Source organism: Bosea sp. 685 (genome assembly GCF_031884435.1).
Taxonomy (GTDB): Bacteria; Pseudomonadota; Alphaproteobacteria; order Rhizobiales; family Beijerinckiaceae; genus Allobosea.
The window spans coordinates 368587-383990 of sequence record NZ_CP134779.1; the positions used below are offsets into that span (position 1 = coordinate 368587).

The following is a 15404-nucleotide window of genomic DNA, read 5'->3' on the forward strand; positions in this document are numbered from 1 at the left end:
TCAATTGCTCTAGATCTTTGTTTTAACGCGTTTTCTTCACGCGAACCGATATCCACTTCGCTCGAAAACGCTTTAGACGTGCAGGCGCATGGCGTGCGAGGCGAGGTGGCTTGTCTCCCGCCTGGAATACCGACGATGAATCTCACACCCCTGATCCGCGAGATCACTGACGCCGATATCGATGCTGTGGTCGCGCTCTGGCATGCGGCGGGCGTCGCAAAACCCTGGAACGATCCGCTGCGCGACATCGCTTTCGCCCGGCGCGAGGCGCATTCGACCGTCCTCGTCGCCGAGATCGAGGGTCGCGTCGCAGCCAGCGTCATGGTCGGCGAGGACGGGCATCGCGGCTGGGTCTATTACGTCGCCGCCGATCCCACGATGCAGGGAGGCGGCCTCGGCCGGGCGATGATGGCGGCCGCCGAATCCTGGCTGGTCGGGCGCGGCGTCTGGAAGCTGCAATTGCTGGTTCGCGGCGACAACGACAAGGTCAAGCGCTTCTACGAGCATCTCGGCTATGCTGACACGAAGTCGAGCTGCTTCCAGAAGGTGATTGCGCCGTAGGCTTTCAGTTTTTGCGTCGGCTTGTCCTGAGAGGCTGACCTGAAATGAAGCCAATGATTTCAGAGGCTCTGCCTTGATCACCTACGCGCCGTCATCCTGGGCGAAGCGAAGCTTCGTCCCGGGATCCATCGGAGGGCTCCGGAGCTCTACGAGGGATCCCGGAGCTGTGCCGCTGCGCGGCTTGTCCAGGATGACGGCGCGGGTGATAAAAAGAGATCGTAAGTAATTAATATCGCTCGATTCATTTCAGATCGGCCTCTGAGAACCGGCTTCCACTTGCCGGGCCGATGTTCCGGCGCTGACGCGGCCTGTCAGCAGAGGTGGCCGCGACGGCTCTACAGCGGGGCGAAACGCGGCTAGCCTTTGCGCATCATGGCCAGACGTCCCGAATCACCGCTCGTCCTTTCCGCCGCGCAGCTCCGCCGGATCTGGCTGCACGCCCAGCGCCTGGACGAGCCGGAGCCTTTCGGCGCCGGGCCGGAGGCGACGCGAGCCGCGGTCGCGCATCTCGGCTATGTCCAGATCGACACGATCAACGTGATCGAGCGCTGCCACCACCACATTCTCTACAGCCGCATCCCGGCCTATCGCCGCTCCGATCTCGCGCAGGCGCAATCGCTGGATAAGAGCGTCTTTGAGTACTGGACGCATGCGCTCTCCTATGTCCCGACTGCGGATATCCGCTTCTTCCTCGGCGCGATGAAGGCGCATCGCGAGGAGCCCAAGCGTTGGTCGGCCGTCGGCTCGCCCGAGGAGGCGCGCAAGCTGCTGCGGCGCATCCGCAAGGAGGGCGCGCTCACCATCCGCGATATCGACACCGACGTATTGGTCGAGAAGGCCCATCTCTGGGCGAGCAAGAAGCCGTCCAAGGGCTTGCTGGAGCGCGCCTTCTACGATGGTGAGCTCGTCATCTCGGCGCGCGCCGGCATGCTCAAGACCTATGAACTGATCGACCGGCATTTCGGCTGGGAGAAGAAGCCCACTCCCGCAAGCGAGCGCCAGGTCGTCGCCTATAAGCTCGACCGGGCACTGCGGGCGCAGGGCGTGGTCAGCCTCGATTCGATCTGCCATCTCGATGCGCCGGCCAAAAAGGCCGTGGCCGAGTTGATCGCGGGGCGGGTCAGGCGCAAGGAGCTCGTGCCGGTACGGATCGAGGGCGCCGAGAAGGCGCCGCATTGGGCAAGTCCCGAGGTGCTGGAGGCGGCTGTGCCCGCAGAGGCCGGGCTGGTCCACATCCTCTCGCCCTTCGATCCCCTGATCATCCAGCGCAAGCGCCTGAACCTGATCTTCGGCTACCAGCATCTGTTCGAGGCCTATTTGCCCCGGGAGAAGCGGGTCTATGGCTATTTCGCCCTGCCGGTCCTGCTCGGAGACCGCATCGTCGCGGTGCTCGACCTGAAGACCGACCGCGCAGCGGGCAAGCTCCTGATCCAGCAATGGAGCTGGCTTGCAGGAGAGGAGACGCCGGCGGCGAAGGCTGCGATCGAAGTTGAGCTCGCGCGCTTCGAGCGGTTCCAGCTCGCGCGCGACAGCGAGAGCGAGCCAGCCTTCGCAGAGGTGCTGCCCGAAGAGGAGAGCTTCGCCGCGCTTCGCGCCTAGAGCACGCTGCTTATGCTCGGAGCCGCGCCGTCATTCCGGGGCTACGCCCCCGGGTCCGAGCTATGGTCGCCCCAAGGATAAACTCCGCGTAGAGTCCGGAATCCAGAACCGATGGAGCCGGGAAACGGGCGCCGTCATCAGCCGCGCCTATGTCGTCGCCACCTGCGGTTCTGGGTTCCGGCTCGACCCTACGGGTCGCCCCGGGATGACAGTGTGGTTCCGAGAATAGGCGGCCCATTCCAGGGGCGACAGGAGATGGGCTCGTGAGAGAGAGGCCTCAAGCCCCCAGCAGGTCGATCAGATGCGGGATCAGGGGTTCGTCGGCGGGCGGCATCGCCAGTTGGCTGAGCTTGCCGGCGCGGAGCCATTTCAGGGCCTGGCCCTCGCGCGAGATGGCCGTGCCTTCCCAGCGCCGGCAGATATAGAGCGGCATCAGCAGGTGGAAGTCCGGATAGGCGTAGCTGGCGAAGGTCAGGGGCGCGAGGCAAGCCTCCTTCACGGTGATGCCGAGCTCTTCCGAGAGTTCGCGGATCAGCGCGGGTTCGGGCCGTTCGCCGGCCTCCAGCTTGCCGCCGGGGAACTCCCAGAGGTCCGCCAGCGCCTTGCCTTCAGGGCGTTGCGCGACAAGGACGCGGTTGTCGGAATCGATCAGGGCGCAGGCGACGACGAGGAGGAGTTTCACGCGGGTGTCGATGTCCGGAGAGGATGACGTGGACGAGTCCTTCTCCATTACCCGTCACGGTGACAATGTCATAGGCCGCGCCGCCCTCGCGGAAGAGCCAGGTCTCGTCGCCCCAGATGGTCTCGTCGCCGCGGATCATCTGGTGCGAACGAAATACTCGCCCGGCGCGACGTTTTCGAAGGCGAAGCGGCCTCCGACTGAGGGCCGGGTGAACGCCCGCTTCACTCAGGAGCGATAGTCGCCATTGATCTCGACATAGGCCTTGGTCAGGTCGCATGTCCAGACCGTGGACTTGCCCCGGCCCAATCCGAGATCGGTGGTGATGACGATGTGCTCGCCGGTCATGTAGGCGGAGACCGCCTGCTCGTCATAGGACGGGGCGCGCGCGCCCTGCCGGGCAACCATGATCTCGCCGAAGGAGATGTCGAGCTTGTCGCGATCGGCGGGCTCGCCGGCCTTGCCGACGGCCATGACGATGCGGCCCCAATTGGCGTCCTCGCCGGCGATCGCGGTCTTGACCAGAGGCGAATTGGCGATCGAGAGCGCGACCCGCTTGGCCGAGCGCGCGGAGGTCGCCCCCACGACGCGGACCTCGACGAATTTGCGCGCGCCCTCGCCATCCTTGCAGACGAGATGGGCGAGCTCGAGCAGCAGCGAATTCAGCGCGCGCTTGAAGCCGGAGAGGCGGGCATCGTTGACCTGGGTGATTGTGGGCACGCCACGCTCGGCCGCCTTGCCGGTGGCAAACAGCATCAGCGTGTCGGAGGTCGAGGTGTCGCTATCGACCGTGACCGCATTGAACGAGCCCTTCACGCCCTTGGAGAGCAGCGCCTGCAAGACGGGCGCTGCTATGGGGGCGTCGGTGAAGACGAAGGAGAGCATCGTCGCCATGTCGGGCGCGATCATGCCGGCGCCCTTGGCGATGCCGGCCAGCACGACCTCCTTGCCGTCGATCTTGGCCTTGCGCGAGAGCGCCTTGGGGAAGGTGTCGGTGGTCATGATCGCCCGGGCGGCGTCGATCCAGGGGCCATCCGCGGCGCGCTTGGCGCAATCGCTCAAGACACCCTCGAATTTGGTGGCGTCGAGCGGCTCGCCGATCACGCCGGTTGAGGCGATGAAGACTTCCGAGGGCTTGCAGCCGGCAGCCTTCGCGGCGATCTCGGCGGTGAGCTTGACCGAGTCGCGGCCTTTGAGCCCGGTGAAAGCGTTGGCGTTGCCGGAGTTGACGACGATCGCGCGGGCCGAGCCCTGCGCCAGATTCTCGCGGCACCAGTCGACCGGGGCGGAGGGGCATTTCGAGCGGGTGAAGACGCCCGCGGCCTGCGTGCCCTGGTCGAGCAGCATCAGCACGACATCGGTGCGGCCCTTGTAGCGGATACCCGCCTCGGCGGTCGCGAAGCGCACGCCCGGCACGGCCGGGACCTTGGGCTGGCGCTTGGGCGCGAGCGGGGAAACGGGGACATCCTTGCCAGCCATGAAAAGCACCTCCAGATCGAGGAAGCCCATGTGCCGCAGGCCGATGACGAAAACAAGAAGGATGGCCGATAAGCCGGTATGCGCTCTTGCGGCAAGGCAAATTGTAGTTACATTACGGCATGGAGATCGAGTTCGACCCGGCCAAGGACAGCGTGAATGTTGCAAAGCACGGCATTTCGTTGGCGCGGGCAGTCGACCTCGAGATCCTCGGGTTCCAGGCTGACGACCGCTTCGCCGGGGAAACGCGCTATCGCGCCTGGGGATTGATCGACGAGCGGGCCTACTGCCTGGCCTTCGTCCAGCGTGAAGGGCGCATCCGTGCCATCAGCCTCCGTCGAGCGAGAGACAAGGAGATCAGACGTCATGTCCCGCAAGATCGTTTTCGATGACGACAATCCCGAATGGACGGAAGAGGATTTTCGGACGGCCCGCCCGGCCTCTGGCCTCCCTCCCGAAATCCTGGCGGCTTTTCCAAACACGAAGCAGCGTGGAGCACAGATTGCTCCGACCAAGGTTCAGGTCACGTTGCGGCTTGATCTCGACGTGATCGAGCGGTTCCGGAGGACCGGAAAGGGTTGGCAGACCCGGATCAACGAGGCGCTTAAGAAAGCCGTCTGATCGAGGCGGGGGCACCTGTCGCGGGCTGCGCAAAAAGAAAGGGGGAGCTGTTGGCTCCGCCCTCGGGCAATCTCATCAGGTTTTTCGTTCGTCAGGGCTTCTTCGGCTCGGCCGCAGGAGCAGGCGTGGCAGCGGCCGGCTGGTCCAGCCGCTCGACCTTGGCTTTCTCGCGCAGCGCCAGCACGATGTCCTGCTGAGCCTTGCGCTCGAGATACTGATCGATCTGCGGCTTGACGGCGGCGAAATCCGGCGTCGGCTTGGTGCGGCGGTCTTCGAGCTTGATGACATGCCAGCCGAACTGGCTCTTCACCGGGTCGGAGATCTGGCCCTTCTGGAGCTTGAAGGCGGCCTCGGCGAATTCGGGCACCATGCGCTCCTTGCTGAACCAGCCGAGATCGCCGCCTTCCTTGCCGGAGCCGGGATCCTTGGAGAGCTCGGCTGCGACCTTGGCGAAATCCTCGCCCTTCTTGACGCGCTCTGCGGCCGTCTTGGCCTGGGCCTCGTCCTCGACCAGGATATGGCGCGCGTGGATCTCCTCCTCGGGCGGCAGCGCCTTGACGGTGTCGTCGAACAGCTTCTTGGCGGCCTCCGGGGTTGCGGCCTTCTTGGCCTCGCGCTGGAGATATTCGTCGAGCAGCACCTTGTCGCGGTTATAGGCGAGGCGGGCGGCGAAATCGGGGCCTTCGGCGACCTTGGCGTCGGTGGCGGCCTTGGCGCCGAGCTTGAGGTCGACGAGATAATTCACCACCTCGTCGCGCTTGCGCTCCTCAGGAACCTGCGCGAGCCGCTCGCCGAGATCTTCCGTCGCCAGCGCGACGTCGCGTTCGGTGATGGCGATGCCGTTGACCTTGGCCACGATCTTATCGGCTTGAGCCAGCGCGGCAGGCGTCGCGGCGAGCACGAAACCGAGAGACATCATGGCGAGACGTGACAGCGTCATCGGGTCAAACCTTCAGCAAGCAGCAAAAACCGGTCATTTGCGCTGCACTGCCAGTTGAACGCGGCAAAGGCAAGGCAGCTGCGCGGTTTAAAGCCTCCATGGCGCGATGCTTTGCCGGCCTTTGCGCGGCTTGCGCTGTTCGATAGCGCGGCTCCCTTGGAACTACGCGACAAAAACCCCACATCGGTTGCGAATTCCGCCGCCGGCCAAGGCTCGTGCTTGCTGCAAACAAGGCTCGCACTTGGTGCAAAGCGGTGCTGGACCCCGCCCCCGCACGCGTCTAAACACGCGGTCGAATTGAGAATTATCGGGCTTTCGCCCGCGCGCGGGTCACCGCGGACGCAAGGCGAAAGCTGCACTATCGAAAGGCCCAACAATGCTTGGCGCGCTCGCAAAGAAACTCTTCGGCTCGTCGAATGATCGGCGGGTCAAGGGCTATGGCCCTCGTGTCGCGGCGATCAATGCGCTCGAAAACGAGATCGCCGCGCTCAGCGACGAGGCCCTGCAGGCGCGCACCGCCGAGTTCCGCCAGCAGCTCGCCGATGGTGCAAAGCTCGACGATCTCTTGGTGCCGGCCTTCGCCACGGTGCGCGAGGCGGCCAAGCGCGTGCTCGGCCAGCGGCCCTATGACGTCCAGCTCATCGGCGGCATGGTGCTGCATGAGGGTGCCATCGCCGAGATGAAGACCGGTGAAGGCAAGACGCTGGTCGCGACCCTGCCGACCTATCTCAACGCGCTCGAAGGCAAGGGCGTGCATGTCGTCACGGTCAATGACTACCTCGCTCGCCGCGACGCGGAATGGATGGCCAAGCTCTACAACTTCCTCGGCCTTTCCGTCGGCATCATCGTCCACGGCATCGACGATGAAGAGCGCCAGCGCGCCTATGCCAGCGACATCACCTACGGCACCAACAACGAATTCGGCTTCGACTATCTGCGCGACAACATGAAATACGAGGTCGCGCAGATGTCCCAGCGCGGCCACCATTTCGCGATCGTCGACGAGGTCGACTCGATCCTGGTCGACGAGGCGCGCACGCCGCTGATCATTTCGGGCCCGCTCGACGACAAGTCCGATCTCTATGTCGCGATCGACAAGATCCTGCCGGGCCTGGTGGCCGGGGATTTCGAGGTCGACGAGAAGCAGCGCGCGGTCTCGCTGACGGAAGCCGGCAACGAGCATATTGAGGAACTGCTGCGCGAGGCCGACCTGCTGAAGGAGGGCGATCTCTACGACGCCCAGAACGTCACTCTGGTCCACCACGTCAACCAGGGCCTGCGGGCGCATTCGCTGTTCCAGCGCGACAAGGACTACATCGTCCGCAATGACGAGGTCGTCATCATCGACGAGTTCACCGGCCGCATGATGCCGGGCCGGCGCTATTCGGAAGGCCTGCACCAGGCGCTCGAAGCCAAGGAGCACGTCACCGTCCAGCCCGAGAACGCGACGCTGGCCTCGATCACCTTCCAGAATTATTTCCGGCTCTATTCCAAGCTCGCCGGCATGACCGGCACGGCCTCGACCGAGGCCGACGAATTCTTCGAGATCTACAAGCTCGAAGTGGTCGAGATTCCAACCAATGTCCCGGTCGCCCGCAAGGACGAGGATGACGAGGTCTACCGCACCTTCGAGGAGAAGGTCCGCGGCGTCATCCGCGAGATCAAGGCGGCGCAGGAGAGCGGCCAGCCCATGCTGGTCGGCACGACTTCGATCGAGCGCTCGGAACTCGTTGCCGAGATGCTGGCGAAGGAAGGCTTCAAGCAGATCGATTTCAGCGACCCCAGCGGGCTGGAGCCGATCTACGCCGCCGCCCGCGCCGGCAAGCCCTCGAACGCCTTTGCCGTGCTGAACGCCCGCTTCCACGAGCTGGAGGCCTATATCGTGGCGCAGGCCGGCGTGCCCGGCGCCATCACCATCGCCACCAACATGGCCGGCCGCGGCACCGATATCCAGCTCGGCGGCAATGCCGAGATGCGCATCAACCATGATCTCGCCGGCATGGCGGAGGGGCCGGAGCGGGAGGCCGAGGCGAACCGCATCCGCGCCGAGGTGATCGACTTCAAGCAGCGCGTGATCAAGGCGGGCGGGCTCTACATCGTCGGCACCGAGCGCCATGAGAGCCGCCGCATCGACAACCAGCTGCGTGGCCGCGCCGGCCGCCAGGGCGATCCGGGCCGGTCAAAATTCTTCCTGTCGCTGCAGGACGACCTGATGCGCATCTTCGGCTCCGACCGGATGGACGGCATGCTGCAGAAGCTCGGCCTCAAGGAGGACGAGGCGATCGTCCATCCCTGGATCAACAAGGCGGTCGAGAAGGCGCAGGGCAAGGTCGAGGCGCGCAACTTCGACGTCCGCAAGAACATCCTGAAATACGATGACGTCATGAACTCCCAGCGCAAGGTCGTGTTCGAGCAGCGCCGCGACTTCATGCGCCAGCCGACGGTGCGCGAAACCATCGACGACATGCGCCAGGGCGTCGCCGAGGATCTCGTCAGCCGTCATATCCCCGAGGAGGCCTATCCCGAGCAGTGGGACACCGCCGCGCTCAAGGAAGGCGTGATGCAGTTCCTCAATCTCGATCTGCCGATCGAGGATTGGGCAAAGGAAGAGGGCATCGCCGACACCGAATTGCGCGAGCGCATCCGCAAGATCGCCGACGAGGATTACGCGGCCCGTATCGAGCGCAACACCGAAGAGGTGATGACCTATGTCGAGAAGCAGGTGCTGCTGCAGACGCTCGACCATCTCTGGCGCGAGCACCTCGTCACGCTCGACCATCTCCGCCAGGTCATCGGCTGGCGCGGCTATGCCCAGCGCGATCCGCTGAACGAGTACAAGCAGGAGGCCTTCGAGCTGTACGACTCGCTGACCGACCGCCTGCGCGAACAGGTCACCGGCAATCTGATGCGCATCGAGGTGCGTTTCGACGCGCCGGAAGAGCCGGGCAGCTTGCCGCCGCAGGATGAAGCCGGTTCCGGCTTCGGTGGCGATTACGGCAGCACGGGCCTGCAATACGCCGCAACCGACGCCGACACGGCCGTGCTCGACCGCAACCCGACCGACCCGGCGAGCTGGGGCAAGGTCGGCCGCAACGAGGCCTGCCCCTGCGGCTCCGGCAAGAAGTACAAGCACTGCCACGGCCAGTTCGTGTGAGGCGGTAAAGGCGCTGGAACTCCTTCTGCCCTCGCGGGAGAAGGTGGCTCGGCGCAGCCGAGACGGATGAGGGGGCGCTGTGAGCCCACCATCTGGCCTGAAAGCGACGCCAACCGGACGGGGCACGGCGCCCCCTCATCCGGCGCTGCGCGCCACCTTCTCCCGCATCAAAGTCGGCTGTTGCCGACTTTGACACTTTGTTGCCCATCTCGGGCACGCCCGAGATGGGTGGGAGAAGGGAAGAAGGCGTCGCGTCATTCTCGGCCTTCGGAAACGCCAGCGGTCATTTCCGCTTCTCCTCGCAGATGTTCATCCTATGAGGATCGCCGGAGAGCTGGCATCTGAAGCCGCATTCGTAATCGCCGCCCCGGCTGGTCTGAAGCAGCTTCATCCGCTCGATCGCGGCGTCGCGGCAGTAGCTGAATGTCTTGAAGCGCGCCGTCACGTCGAATTTGGCGCGGTTGGTCTGATCGGGATAGACGATCGCGGCCCATTCGCCGGGGCTGTCGTCGCAGCCAGCCAGCAAGAGCAAAACCAGGAACAGGGAACGTCTCATTTCGGTTCCTCCGGTTTCGGCCAAAAATAGCACGCTCCGGGTTGGCTGATCAGCCTCTAGCGTAGGCGCCCTTGCATCAACCCGTCGCAATCGTCAGGTTGTTGGCCGCGACGCGAAATGCGCGCACTGCCTAGGGAGGGCTGACGGGATGGTGTTCAACGGTTTCGACATCGTCGTCGTGGTACTGGTGGCGCTCGTCATCCTGACGATCGCGCTCGGCGTGCGCACTGTTCCGCAGGGCTATAATTACACGATCGAGCGTTTTGGCCGCTATTCGCGCACGCTCGGTGCGGGGCTCGGGCTGATCGTGCCTTATTTCGACCGGGTCGGGCATAAGGTGAATGTCATGGAGCAGGTGCTCGACATTCCCTCGCAGGAGGCGATCACCAAGGACAATGCCGGCGTGCGCATCGACGCTGCCGCCTTCTACCAGGTGCTCGACGCCGCCAAGGCCAGTTACGAGGTCTCCTCGCTCGGCCAGGCGCTGATGATCCTGACCATGACCAATATCCGCACCGTGGTCGGCTCGATGGACCTCGACCAGCTGCTCTCGCATCGCGACGAGATCAATGAGCGCTTGCTGCGCGTCATGGACGCCGCGGCCTCGCCCTGGGGCGTCAAGGTCACGCGCATCGAGATCCGCGACATCCTGCCGCCGGCCGACATCGCCGGCGCGATGAACCGGCAGATGAAGGCGGAGCGCGAGAAGCGCGCCGCCGTGCTCGAGGCGGAAGGGCTGAGGCAGTCCGAGATCCTCAAGGCCGAGGGCCAGAAGCAGTCGCAGATCCTCGCCGCCGAGGGCCGCAAGGAAGCAGCCTTCCGCGACGCCGAGGCGCGCGAGCGTTCGGCGCAGGCCGAGGCGGCGGCGACCGCGATGATTTCGGAAGCGATCAGCAAGGGCGATATCCAGGCGGCGAACTTCCTCATCGCCGAGCGCTATACCGATGCGCTGAAGGCGATCGCCTCCTCGCATAACAGCAAGGTGGTGATCGTGCCGATCGAGGCGGCCGCGCTCGCAGGCACGGTCGGTGGCATCGCGCAGCTGACCCGCGCGGTCTTCGGCGAGGAGGCGGTCGCGACGCGCCGCGTCGGCTCGGTTCCGCCGTCCGGCCGCACGAGCGGGTGAGGCCGGCCATGCTGCTGGACTGGTTTTCCTCCCTTGGCGGCTGGAGTTGGGTCGTAATCGGCCTCGTGCTGATCGGCGGCGAATTGCTGGCGCCCGGCGTGTTCCTGATCTGGCTCGGCCTCGCCGCGCTGCTGACGGGTGTCGTCGTCGGGCTTTTGGGCATCGGTTGGCAGAGTGCGGCGCTGGTTTTCGCTGTGCTCTGCGTCGTCAGCGTGCTCACCGGGCGGCGCCTGACGCTGCGCAAGGACGAGGAGCCCGATGCCGCGACAGGCCTCAACGATCGCGGCCGCCAGCTCATCGGCAAGGTTTTCCGATTGGAGGCGACGATGACCGGCGGCGAGGGCCGCATCCGCGTCGGCGATTCGTCCTGGCGCGTCACCGGCCCGGAATTGCTGGCGGGCAGCGAAATCAAGGTGGTGCGGGTCGAGGGCGCGACGCTCATTGTCGAGAAGGCCTGAGGCCGCGACGGTTTCGCGCGCCCGGCAGGCAAAGAATCGGGTTGTCCGGCGCGCTGGCGGGTCTATAGCGAACGCTCCGTCGCCAGCCCGATCGTTCCATGACACTCCGCACCGAACGCCTGTCCCTCTCCAAGGACCGCATCAAGGTCCTGCTTCTGGAGGGCATCAATGATTCCGCCGCCGATCTGATGGTCCAGGCCGGCTATACCAATATGGTCCGCCTGCCCAAGGCGCTCGACCATGACGCGCTGCTCAAGGCCGTCGAGGGCGTGCATGTGCTCGGCATCCGCTCGCGCACGCAGCTCACGGAGCCGGTCTTCGCCCAGGCGAGCCGGCTCTTCGCGGTCGGCTGCTTTTCCGTCGGCACCAATCAGGTCGATCTGCAGGCGGCGCGCGGGCGCGGCGTGCCGGTCTTCAACGCGCCCTTCTCGAACACCCGCAGCGTCGCCGAACTGACGATCGGCGAGATCGTCATGCTGCTGCGCAAGATCACCGACCGTTCGGTCTCGGCCCATACGGGCGGCTGGGACAAATCCGCGAACGGCTCCTTCGAGGTGCGCGGCAAGGTTCTGGGCATCGTCGGCTACGGCAATATCGGCAGCCAGCTCTCGACGCTCGCCGAGGCGATGGGCATGCGGGTGATCTATTACGATCAGACCGACCGCTTGCGCCACGGCAACACCGAGCCGGTCGACAGCCTGGCCGAACTGCTCGGTAACTCCGACATCGTCTCGCTGCATGTTCCGGAGACGCCGGCGACCCATGGCATGATCGGGGCCGAGCAGATCGCGCAGATGCGGCCGGGCAGCTACCTCATCAACAATTCGCGCGGCACGGTGGTCGATCTCGAGGCGCTGGCGGTGGCCTTGCGCGAGGGGCGGCTTGCGGGCGCGGCCGTCGACGTCTTCCCGGTCGAGCCCGCCTCCAATGCCGAGCGCTTCGTCTCGCCACTGCAGGGCCTGGCCAATGTCATCCTCACCCCGCATGTCGGCGGCTCGACCGAGGAGGCACAGGAGCGCATCGGGGCTGAAGTGGCGCGCAAGCTCGTCGATTATTCCGATATCGGCTCGACCGTCGGCGCGGTGAATTTCCCGCAGGTTCAGCTCACGCCGCGTCCCGCGGGCACGCGCTTCATCCATGTCCAGCGCAATGTGCCGGGCATGCTGCGGCGCCTGAACGACGTCTTCGCCGCCCGCGAGGTCAACATCTCCGCGCAGAACTATCAGACCGATGGCGAGGTCGGTTATGTCGTGATGGAGGCCGACAGCGTCGGCCCCGAAGCGCGCGACATCCTGCGCGAGATCGCGGCGCTCGACGGCACGATCCGGGCAAGGCTTTTGTATCAGCGGGCGTGAGCGCCTCCTCTTCACACACAGCCCTCATCCTGAGGAGCGGCCGATAGGCCGCGTCTCGAAGGATGCTTCAGTGCGCTCTGGAACATCCTTCGAGACGCCGCTACGCGGCTCCTCAGGATGAGGGCTGAGGGGGAAGCCGGCAGCAGCCTTAAGCCACGCCCAGCGTCAGCAGGTCGTGGACATGGACGAGCCCGACCGGCTTGTCTTCGCCATCGGCGACGATCAGCGCGGTGATGCGCAGGCGGTTGACCATCTCCAGCGCCTCGACCGCCAGTGCATCGGGCGCGATGCGGCGCGGATTTGGCGTCATCACGTCGCGGGCGCGGCGCGCGGTGACGTTGCCTGAGGTCAATTTGCGGCGCAGATCGCCATCGGTGACCACGCCTGCCAGCCGGCCGTCGGGGTCGACGACGATGGCGCAGCCGAACCCCTTGGCCGAAATCATCTCGACCACGTCGGCGACGGCGGCGTCGAGCCCAACGCGCGGCAGCGCCTCGCCGCGATGCATGATGCTCTCGACGGTCTTGAGCTGGGCGCCAAGCTTGCCGCCGGGGTGGTAGACGAAGAAATCCTGGCGCGAGAAGCCGCGCGCCTCCAGCAGGGCGACGGCGAGCGCGTCGCCGAGCGCCATCTGCATCGTCGTTGATGTGGTCGGCGCCAGCCCATTCGGGCAGGCCTCGGCCGCCTTGGGCAGGATCAACGCGATATCGGCCTCGCGCCCGAGCGCGCTGTCGGCATTCGAGGTCAGGCCGATCAGCCCGACGCGAAAGCGCCGGGTATGGCCGACGATGGCCGCGAGCTCCGCCGTCTCGCCCGACCAGGACAGCGCGATCACCACATCCTCGGGCTGGACCATGCCGAGATCGCCATGGCTGGCCTCGGCCGGGTGGACGAAATGCGCGGGCGTGCCGGTCGAGGCCAGGGTCGCCGCGATCTTGCGCCCGATATGGCCGGATTTGCCCATGCCGGTGACGACGACTCGGCCGCTGGCGGCGCGGATCAGCTCGACAGCCGCCGCGAAGGGCTGGCCCAGCCCATCGGCGAGCGCCTCGTGAAGCGTATCGAGCCCGGAGCGCTCGGTTGCGATGGTGCGAAGCGCGGAAGCGCGGATGTCGGCCGTCATGAGCGGCGCTCTAGCACGAGGACTGGCTGCTGCGCCACCATTCCTCGCCGAGCTGGCCGGTGCATTGACGCGCCATTAACCCTCTTCGTTCTAACTCTCTTAACCATGCGCGCCATGCCGGTGCGCCAGCCCTTGTCTGGAGCGAGAGCCTGCGCGTGTCCCGCGTCATCATCCTGCTGCTGTCGGGGGTCGCTGCGGCGAGCCTCGTGCTCGCCACGGCCGGGGCGCAGGCGCAGACGCGCGCGACGGGCCTGCGCAGCGGCACGCCGGTCTATGTCACGCAGGAGGCGCCTGCCGCAGCAATGCCATCGGGCTTTCCGAGCACGCCGAGCGGCGTCGCGGACCCTGCCGTCCAGATCCAGGGCCAGAATTCGGTGGTGTCGCGCCGGCCGCCGCCGCGTGCAAGCAAGCCGGTGCAGGCGCGTGGCCTGCGCGGCGTCACGCAGCGCCAGTTCCGCGCGCCGCAGCGCATCGTCACAGGCCTGCCGCCGGCCCCCGAGCCGCTGCCGCCACGCCGGCGCAAGACGGCTGTCGAGGAAGACCCCTACGCGCCGCTCGGCCTGCGGCTCGGCAATGTCACGTTGAGGCCGGGCTTCACCAATTCGATCGGCTATGACAGCAATCCGCAGCGGGTCAGCGGTTCCGCGCGCAACAGCTCGCCGTTCGGCCGTTATGAGGGCGATCTCGCCATCCAGTCGGACTGGAACACCAACGAGCTGAAGGGCTCGCTGCGCGCCGGCTATTCCGATTACTTCCGCGACAGGGACGCCTCGCGCCCCGATGGCGAGGGCAAGCTCGATCTGCGGTTGGACGCGACGCGCGACACCCGCATCCTGCTCGAGAGCCGGTTCAAGCTGGACACGCAGCGTCCGGGCTCGCCCGATCTGACGGCCTCGGTCACCGGGCGGCCCTTGGTTTATCAATACGGCGCCTCGGCCGGCGTGACCCACGACATGAACCGGCTGCAGTTGACGCTGCGCGGCTCGGTCGACCGCAGCGACTATGAGGACGCCAAGCTCACCAGCGGCACGACGCTCAGCCAGAAGGACCGCAACCAGACGCAGTATGGCGTCAGGCTGCGTGCGGCCTATGAGCTGACGCCGGGCTTCAAGCCCTTCATCCAGGGCGAGATCGACACGCGGCAATTCGACCAGTCCGTCGATTCCTCGGGCTATCAGCGCTCATCCAACGGCCTGACAGGCCGGGTCGGCTCGACCTTCGAGCTCAGCCGGTTGGTCACGGGCGAGGTCTCGGCCGGCTATCAGGACCGGGCCTATGATGACGACCGCCTGAAGAACCTGCGCGGCTTCATCGGCGACGCGGCGATCCTGTGGTCGCCGACGCCGTTGACGACGGTGACCTTGCGCGGCACCTCGGAGCTCGGCGACACCACCATCGCCGGCTCGTCGGGCACGACGGCAAGGCGCGTCTCGCTTGAAATCGCGCATGCCCTGCGCCGCAACCTGACCCTCACCGGCTTCGCCAATTTCGGCCGCACCGAATATGACGGGCAGGGCCTGCGCGAGGATTTCTCCAGCATCGGTGCCCGCGTCGAGTACAAATTGACCCGGACCTTCTCGGTGCGGGCGAGCTTCACCCATGAGCGCCTGAATTCGACCGCCCAGGGCTCGGACTACACCGCCAATGTCGCACAGGTGGGGCTGAGGGTGCAGTTCTGAGGCAGGCAGTCGGCAATGGGCAGTCGGAAGATAACGAGCGACTTGTCTTCGACTGCCTACTGCCTACTGCCTATTGC

General features: G+C 65.8%; 14 protein-coding genes. 9 read left to right on the forward strand and 5 right to left on the reverse strand.

Going from position 1 to position 15404, the window contains the following annotated elements:
- Nucleotides 1-135 precede the first annotated feature (135 nt).
- Both RMR04_RS02850 and RMR04_RS02855 read left to right on the forward strand, forming a co-directional pair.
- A complete protein-coding gene (locus RMR04_RS02850) occupies nt 136-561 on the forward strand; it encodes a GNAT family acetyltransferase (RefSeq protein WP_311912860.1) in 426 nt (141 codons plus the stop codon).
- Between the two features lie 372 nt (nt 562-933).
- Entirely contained in the window at nt 934-2160 is a 1227-nt protein-coding gene (locus RMR04_RS02855) for a winged helix-turn-helix domain-containing protein (protein ID WP_311912862.1), read from the forward strand.
- Between the two features lie 277 nt (nt 2161-2437).
- Here RMR04_RS02855 and mutT read toward each other — a convergent pair whose 3' ends face one another.
- Complete coding sequence (gene mutT / locus RMR04_RS02860) at nt 2438-2890, reverse strand: 8-oxo-dGTP diphosphatase MutT (RefSeq protein WP_311912863.1); 453 nt, start codon at nt 2888-2890, stop codon at nt 2438-2440.
- 177 nt (nt 2891-3067) lie between these two features.
- The gene (gene argJ, locus RMR04_RS02865; RefSeq protein ID WP_311912865.1) at nt 3068-4318 is read right to left on the reverse strand and encodes a bifunctional glutamate N-acetyltransferase/amino-acid acetyltransferase ArgJ; all 1251 of its coding nucleotides are present in this window, start codon (nt 4316-4318) and stop codon (nt 3068-3070) included.
- 119 nt (nt 4319-4437) lie between these two features.
- Here argJ and RMR04_RS02870 point away from each other — a divergent pair, with 119 nt between their 5' ends.
- Both RMR04_RS02870 and RMR04_RS02875 read left to right on the forward strand, forming a co-directional pair.
- Complete coding sequence (locus RMR04_RS02870) at nt 4438-4707, forward strand: BrnT family toxin (protein ID WP_311912867.1); 270 nt, start codon at nt 4438-4440, stop codon at nt 4705-4707.
- On the forward strand, nt 4682-4936 hold the full coding sequence (locus RMR04_RS02875; RefSeq protein ID WP_311912869.1) for a BrnA antitoxin family protein: 255 nt from the start codon (nt 4682-4684) through the stop codon (nt 4934-4936). Before RMR04_RS02870 ends, RMR04_RS02875 begins: the two co-directional genes overlap by 26 nt.
- A gap of 91 nt (nt 4937-5027) precedes the next feature.
- Here RMR04_RS02875 and RMR04_RS02880 read toward each other — a convergent pair whose 3' ends face one another.
- Complete coding sequence (locus RMR04_RS02880; RefSeq protein ID WP_311912871.1) at nt 5028-5876, reverse strand: peptidylprolyl isomerase; 849 nt, start codon at nt 5874-5876, stop codon at nt 5028-5030.
- A gap of 376 nt (nt 5877-6252) precedes the next feature.
- Between RMR04_RS02880 and secA the strand changes: the two genes are divergently transcribed.
- The gene (gene secA / locus RMR04_RS02885; protein ID WP_311912873.1) at nt 6253-9030 is read left to right on the forward strand and encodes a preprotein translocase subunit SecA; all 2778 of its coding nucleotides are present in this window, start codon (nt 6253-6255) and stop codon (nt 9028-9030) included.
- A gap of 283 nt (nt 9031-9313) precedes the next feature.
- On the opposite strand, the gene RMR04_RS02890 is transcribed toward secA, so the two are convergent.
- Nucleotides 9314-9586, reverse strand: a complete 273-nt coding sequence (locus RMR04_RS02890) for a hypothetical protein (protein WP_311912877.1) — start codon at nt 9584-9586, stop codon at nt 9314-9316.
- Nucleotides 9587-9734: 148 nt separating this feature from the next.
- Between RMR04_RS02890 and RMR04_RS02895 the strand changes: the two genes are divergently transcribed.
- The 3 genes from RMR04_RS02895 (at nt 9735) to serA (ending at nt 12525) form a co-directional block, all read left to right on the forward strand.
- Nucleotides 9735-10712 carry an SPFH domain-containing protein gene (locus RMR04_RS02895; protein WP_311912878.1) on the forward strand — a complete coding sequence of 326 codons (978 nt, stop codon included), beginning with the start codon at nt 9735-9737 and terminating at the stop codon, nt 10710-10712.
- 8 nt (nt 10713-10720) lie between these two features.
- Complete coding sequence (locus RMR04_RS02900) at nt 10721-11170, forward strand: NfeD family protein (RefSeq protein WP_311912879.1); 450 nt, start codon at nt 10721-10723, stop codon at nt 11168-11170.
- 98 nt (nt 11171-11268) lie between these two features.
- Nucleotides 11269-12525, forward strand: coding sequence for a phosphoglycerate dehydrogenase (serA, locus tag RMR04_RS02905; protein WP_311912880.1), 1257 nt, complete (start codon nt 11269-11271; stop codon nt 12523-12525).
- Nucleotides 12526-12673: 148 nt separating this feature from the next.
- Here the strand turns inward: serA and RMR04_RS02910 are convergent, their stop codons facing one another.
- Nucleotides 12674-13648 carry a KpsF/GutQ family sugar-phosphate isomerase gene (locus tag RMR04_RS02910; protein ID WP_311912881.1) on the reverse strand — a complete coding sequence of 325 codons (975 nt, stop codon included), beginning with the start codon at nt 13646-13648 and terminating at the stop codon, nt 12674-12676.
- 155 nt (nt 13649-13803) lie between these two features.
- Here RMR04_RS02910 and RMR04_RS02915 point away from each other — a divergent pair, with 155 nt between their 5' ends.
- On the forward strand, nt 13804-15327 hold the full coding sequence (locus RMR04_RS02915) for an outer membrane beta-barrel protein (RefSeq protein ID WP_311912882.1): 1524 nt from the start codon (nt 13804-13806) through the stop codon (nt 15325-15327).
- Nucleotides 15328-15404: the final 77 nt, after the last annotated feature.